We start from the raw sequence: 6,095 nt of genomic DNA, 5'->3' as shown, positions 1-6,095 counted from the left end.
CGAATAAAATATACCGTTTATATTTTAAGTGGTTTTATTTGTGCTTGTGCTGGTCTCCTCTTTTCGATTCGAATTCGAGCGATTATCCCCGATGCCGGATTAAATTCACCTCTCGAAGTGGTGACTGCTGTAGTCATCGGTGGGACAGCTATTACCGGTGGTAAGGGTACAATTGCCGGTTCTCTTCTGGGTGTTTTGGCACTTTTCCTCTTAACCAACGGATTTAGTTTATTAAATTTAAATCCCTTTTGGCAGTTGGTCGTTTTAGGTCTGCTGCTCATCTATGTGGTTGGCAGAGAGGGAATATCAAAGGCGTTGATTGGCAAGAGATTGAAAAAGAAATCTCATCAAGCTGCTGGTATTAAATAGACCCTCATGCCACGTTGGTGGCATCAAATGAGGATGGAAATTACACATTCATAAATGAATTTCCCCCTTTAGCAAAGGGGGTTAGGGGGATTTGAATTTGTCCTGATTCGTCATTGCAAGGAACGAAGTGACGTGGCAATCTCAACCTTCTGCTCCGTCATTGCGAGGAGCGTTTTGTGCGACGTGGCAATCTCATTTAGTCAATTTTTTTAAAATAATGAAAAGATGAGATCCTCACGCCCTTAAAAGGCAAGGGCTCAGGATGACCGATTAAAGAATTCATTTGATAGTATTTTCAGGATAGAATTCATGAGAAAGGCAAAGGATAGAATGACGAATATCGAAGGTCAGTTAGTTGGGAAAAAAGCACTAATTACTGGTGCTGGGGTTGGTATCGGGAAAGCCATTGCCTTACGTTTTGCTCAAGAGGGTGCGGGAGTTGCCGTCCATGTTAACCGGAGCTTGGAAAATGGCTTACAAGTCGTTCAGGAAATCACACATAATAAGGGAAAAGCAATATTAGTCCAAGGAGATCTAACTAAGAAACAGGAAATTGAAGCCATTGTTAGAAAAGCTACCTCAGAACTGGGGAATATCGATATCTTAGTTTATAACAGTGGGGTTGGAACCCAGCACTCACCCGACATGGTTCATACCATTACCGAAGAAGATTGGGACACCGTACTTTCGGTTAACCTCAAAGCTTTTGTTTTTCTCTCCCAGATGCTTCTTCCTGCCATGATGCAGGCTGGTAAGGGTTCAATTATTACTATATCTTCTATCCGTGGTTTATTAGGTAACCCGGTACTAGCTTCTTACTGTGCTTCAAAAGGCGGAATGGTACTTTTGACCAAACAAATGGCGCTTGATTATGCAAAGTACAAAATCCGGGTAAATTGTATTTGCCCCGGATTTATCGATACTGAAATGTTCCGATTTTACCTTGGAAAGCAATCAGATCCAGAAGCTTCTCGGAGAGTTTTTGCTGGTATGGCAGCAATGAACCGGATTGGACGTCCAGAAGAGATAGCAGCTTCAGCAGTCTTTTTTGCTTCCGATGTATCTTCTTTTGTAACCGGCGTCGCTCTCCCTGTCGATGGAGGATATACAGCTAATGGAGTGAGGGAAATACAATGAAGAGATTTGCCAATAAAAAAGTTTTCATTTCAGGAGGGGCAACCGGTATTGGGGAAGCGGCTGTATTGTTGTTTGCTCAACAGGGAGCTATCGTAACCATTTTCGACCGAGATATCGAAAATGGCGAAAAATGCCTTCAGAAAATCTTGGATGGTGGAGGAAGAGGAATTTTTATTTCCGGAAACCTGATTTATCCAGAAGAGATTGAAAAGGCTATCGATCAATCTTTAAAAACTTACGGAGGCATTGATATTTTAATCAATAATGCCGGAGTGGAGTCGCCTTATTCGGTTCATGAAATGCCTATAGAAGAATGGGACCGGGTGATGGCAGTTAATCTGCGAGGTATGTATCTAATGGCCAAAGCCGTTATTCCTATTATGAAAAAATCCGGTGGCGGAGCTATTGTCAATACTGCTTCTATCTCTGGCTTATTAGGCTGGCCAATCTCAGCTGCTTATTGTGCCTCCAAAGGAGGAGTTATTCAGCTCACCAAACAGATGGCGGTTGATTATGCTCAGGATAACATTCGGGTAAATTGCATCGCTCCTGGGACAACGCTAACTCCTTTAATCGAGCGGATTTTCCAACAAGAATCCGAACCGGAGAAGGCGAAACAACAAATTTCCCAAATGCACCCTTTGGGGAGATTTGCTCAACCAGAAGAAATCGCCCAGGCAATTCTTTTCTTGGCATCGGAGGATGCTTCGTTTATAACCGGAGCAGTGCTACCAGTTGATGGTGGGTATACAGCAAAATAATTTTTAAAGATAAAAGTAACAACCATTGCATTCTTCCTCACCTTAATTTTTTGCACCTTCTCCCTTGATGGGAGAAGGTTGGGATGAGGGTGAGAACCAAGATTCGACCTGCCATGGCAGGTCGCTACATTAATCAGGCGCAATAAATTGCGCCACTCCATTTTATATTCTCTTGTAGGGGCTTGATTCATCATGCCCGTGGTTTTCAGGATAGACTTTCATGCTACTTAGCAGTACCAGATGAGGATGAAAATACCTATCTAAATCCGTCATTGCGAGGTGGTCAACCGTTTTTTGGTTGGACGACGTGGCAATCTCATTCCTAAAAAACAGTGAGTCGTGAATAGTGAGACGTGAGTCGAATAAAAAAAAATAAAAAAATGATGAACTTTGGTAGTAAGAAACCCATAAAAAAGCTTCCTACTTTAGAAAAGGGTGAAAAAATTTAAAAAGATGAGATCCTCACGGCTTCCTAATGCGAAGCCTCAGGAAGACGTAAAGACACCCTCCCCGCCTTAAAACGGCACCCCTCCGAGGAGGGGAATTGATGAATTCATTCCCCTGTTGACGGGGGATTCAGGGAGGTGTGCCTTCCAAAATTTTAATCTCTTTTCATTTGTTCCCGATGTTTCAAGAAAAATATTTATGTCATTTTTGTAGAATCGGTCAAGAATTAAAATATTTACTCATAAATCAATCATTTAAAATGAGGATGAAATTTTATTATTTATTACTCACAACTCACAGCTCTCTTTATTTACAAAAAAGAAAGGAGAAAAGGTTATGGAGAATCCAATATCATTTTTTAAGAACCGAAAAATTATTGATATAACTGGAGAATTAGAAAATAATCTTTGGGGTTATTATTCTTTGCCAGGTATGGAAAAGGTTGTTCCACCGGTAGTTATAAGCACTATTGCTTCAGTTGAAAACCAAGGATTTTTTGCTTCAAAAATATCGGTCAGCACTATATCGGGAACGTATTTGGAAGCCGGGTCTCACGTACTTACCAAGGGAAACAATCTTGATCAGCATTCCCTGAATCAATGCATTCTTCCTGCCAAGGTCATTCAACTCCCCACTCAAAAACCAAAAGCTCTGATCACCGTCGATTTATTAACTCAGTTTGCCCCGGAACTCAATCCTGGAGACGCCTTGTTAATAGGTACCGGTTGGGATCAACAGTGGAATAAGCCGGGTTTTGTGCTTGATTCACCAAATTTGGATAGAAAAGCCCTTCAGTGGATTATCGATAAAAAAATTGCTTTATTAGGAGTTGATTTAACTTGTATTGAAGCTTCTTGGTCTGAAGATGATGAGGAAGCCAAGGGAAGTCTTCTCGGCTCTCTATTTGAGTCAGGCGCTCTTCTGTTGGCTCCGATTGTCAATGTTCGGAAAATCACTCAAAAAGAAGGTATTCTTCTTGCTCTCCCCATGAAGGTTAAAGGAACATCCGGAGCGCCGGTAAGGGCGATTTTCTTAGAATAAGATTAAGATTCATTAAATATTAGTTATTAAATACCGATAATGATAATATAACTATCAGGACATTTATTCTTTATTTAACTCTGGTAGGAGGGGTTATCCGTGAGACCGGATAGGAATTTTTTTAGAAATTATTCTGATTTTCGCAGAATATTAGTTTATATCCTATTCTTTTTAAGCGTTGTATTGGTAGTTATTCCCGGACTAATTGCCCAGCTCATACAAATCGCAGCCATTATCCTCCTGGGTTGGTTCATTCTTCAGATCTTATTTGAAATTTTTAATCGACTAACCGTTTTAGAACGTCCTCAACAGTATGATAATTTTTATTCTGCCTGGCCAGATATCAAAGACTGTATTATGAATGCCTTTAAAAAAGGTTCCCCTTGTACAATTTGGTGGCTAGAAAGTTCATTGGAGCATGCCTCGGTTATGGTTGATGATGTACTCAAACCAATTTTACAAAATAGTCCAAAAAATCCTTTGAAAATTGAGTTAGTGATGTTGGATCCGAGCTGGTCAGAAATTGAGAAAATAAATCCTTCCTGGATATCTTTGGCTAAGTCTAACTATGAAAGTTTGCATGTCTACCTGGATGTATATAACGAAGAAATTCGCAATCATGAATGGTCAATCGCTTTATCACTTTATCGTTTTTTGCCTAATTTTCAAGGAATATTGGTAAATTCTGAACATCTTTTTGTTAGTTCTTGTACTTGGAAAAACGGCAAATTAACTGACGATAATTTTTATGAGCTCTATCATTTTAATGACAACTTTGGTGGGAAAGAGAAAATCGATCAATTTAAAAGCTGGTTTGAGCATTGTCGGAAAGAAAATCAGAACCTTACTCAACCAAAACCATCGAATCAAGGTGTGACTTTTTACATCACCAGCGAAGATAAAAAGAAGTAAATCAAACCCTGATTCAAAATTCAACCATTGCTTAGCCTTCAACGCAACGCCAAAAAGCATGTTTTTAAAAGTTATCAGTAACAGCCATTGTCGAAGATCGCAGAGCGTAATAACGTTGAACTAAGGAAAGGGTTCAGGCTTGAAGAACAATATTAAAACAATTTAAAATATTATTTTTCAAATATGACAAATGCTTTAAAAGCTGATAAATTAATAAGTGAAAAATGAATAAAAGAGTAAGATTAAAAATGAAAACATTCTCTGTTTAAAATCTATATAAAAAATCAGGGTATAATATTGAATTATTTTCCTATCATTCTTCAGACAACAGGCATCATCGTTTTTACTTTTGGTTTAATAATATGGAACCGTAAATCACTACTAAGCCGCAATTTAGCCTTACTTGCTTTTGCTTTAGCTCTTTGGTCGATTACTGATAGCTTTTTATATGTAAGTCCTTCCCTAAAGTACAAAATCTATTGGGCAGCTATTGGATATCCCGGTTCTCAATTTTCCCCAGTCTTATTATTCTTTTTTTTCTTTAATTTTACTGGTCTGGAAAAATTACTCACTCGAAAAAGAATGATTCTTCTCTGTATATTACCGGTAATTTCAGTGGCTATGGCTGCAACCAATAGTTGGCATCATTGGCTTTGGGCTAGTTTAAAAGAAACAGAAGGATGGTTTGGATCGGGAACATTGTTCGTTCATGGACCATGGTTTTGGGTAGAAGTAATTTATAGTTATACTTTAATTGGTGTTGGGGTATTCCTTTATCTCCGTTTTCTATTAAAGTCTTCGAAAGAATTTTCTTTAAAAGCTCGTCAAATTCTGACACTATCTATTTTTCCTTTCTTTGGGCACCTTTTGTATATATTTTATCCAGAGGCTTTTTCTGGGTGCGATTTGACCCCCTTAATATTTGGTGCTGTGGTCTTAATTTTTATCTGGTTTTCCTTCCGCTATCAATATATCGATCTGGTTCCAATTGCTCGATCAACTTTGATTGATAATCTTGAAGTCGGATTTTTATTTCTTGATATTTTTAATCGAATCGTTGATATCAATCCAAAAGCAAAAAATTTTTTAAATCTCACCAATTCAGTTATTGGAAAATCAGCTGAAAATTCTATTCCTATTTGGTCAAAATTGGAAAAAATATCCAATGATCCAATAATTGTTGACCTGGGGAATAATAAAAAACATATTTATCTGAGTGTTTATAGTTCTCCAGTTATAAATAAAAACAAAAGTTGTATCGGAAAAGTTATCGTTTTCAATGAAATAAATGAACAGCTGATGATCAAGGAGGCGTGGTTAAAGACTGAACAAGAAAAATCTCTCATCCTTCAAGCGATGAACGATATGGTTGCTTTTTACAACAGTCCAGACCTCACCATCAGTTGGGCAAATCCTGCGGCAGCTATT

6 protein-coding genes are annotated in these 6,095 nt (G+C 38.3%); all 6 read left to right on the top strand.

From position 1 onward, the window contains the following. On the top strand, positions 1-369 hold a 369-nt coding region (locus tag PLK24_RS07265; protein ID WP_502876044.1), incomplete at its 5' end, for an ABC transporter permease. A gap of 309 nt (positions 370-678) precedes the next feature. Next, a complete protein-coding gene (locus PLK24_RS07260; protein ID WP_324477722.1) occupies positions 679-1,506 on the top strand; it encodes an SDR family NAD(P)-dependent oxidoreductase in 828 nt (275 codons plus the stop codon). Beyond that, positions 1,503-2,267, top strand: coding sequence for an SDR family NAD(P)-dependent oxidoreductase (locus tag PLK24_RS07255; protein WP_324477720.1), 765 nt, complete (start codon positions 1,503-1,505; stop codon positions 2,265-2,267). Before PLK24_RS07260 ends, PLK24_RS07255 begins: the two co-directional genes overlap by 4 nt. A gap of 783 nt (positions 2,268-3,050) precedes the next feature. Next, positions 3,051-3,755: a cyclase family protein gene (locus PLK24_RS07250; protein WP_324477718.1), complete on the top strand. Its 705-nt coding sequence runs from the start codon at positions 3,051-3,053 to the stop codon at positions 3,753-3,755. Positions 3,756-3,854: 99 nt separating this feature from the next. After that, a complete protein-coding gene (locus PLK24_RS07245) occupies positions 3,855-4,667 on the top strand; it encodes a hypothetical protein (RefSeq protein ID WP_324477717.1) in 813 nt (270 codons plus the stop codon). A gap of 297 nt (positions 4,668-4,964) precedes the next feature. After that, positions 4,965-6,095: histidine kinase N-terminal 7TM domain-containing protein (locus tag PLK24_RS07240; RefSeq protein ID WP_324477714.1), on the top strand; the 1,131-nt coding region annotated here is incomplete at its 3' end.

The sequence above is a fragment of the Atribacter sp. genome, from assembly GCF_035418125.1.
Classification (GTDB): Bacteria; Atribacterota; Atribacteria; order Atribacterales; family Atribacteraceae; genus Atribacter; species Atribacter allofermentans.
Note: the sequence above shows the minus strand (reverse complement) of the source record. Positions and strands in the feature narration are given on the sequence as shown.

Coding starts and splice junctions, on each gene's coding strand:
- PLK24_RS07260 (WP_324477722.1), top strand. CDS start 679: ATGAGAAAGGCAAAGGATAGAATGACGAATATCGAAGGTCAGTTAGTT.
- PLK24_RS07255 (WP_324477720.1), top strand. CDS start 1,503: ATGAAGAGATTTGCCAATAAAAAAGTTTTCATTTCAGGAGGGGCAACC.
- PLK24_RS07250 (WP_324477718.1), top strand. CDS start 3,051: ATGGAGAATCCAATATCATTTTTTAAGAACCGAAAAATTATTGATATA.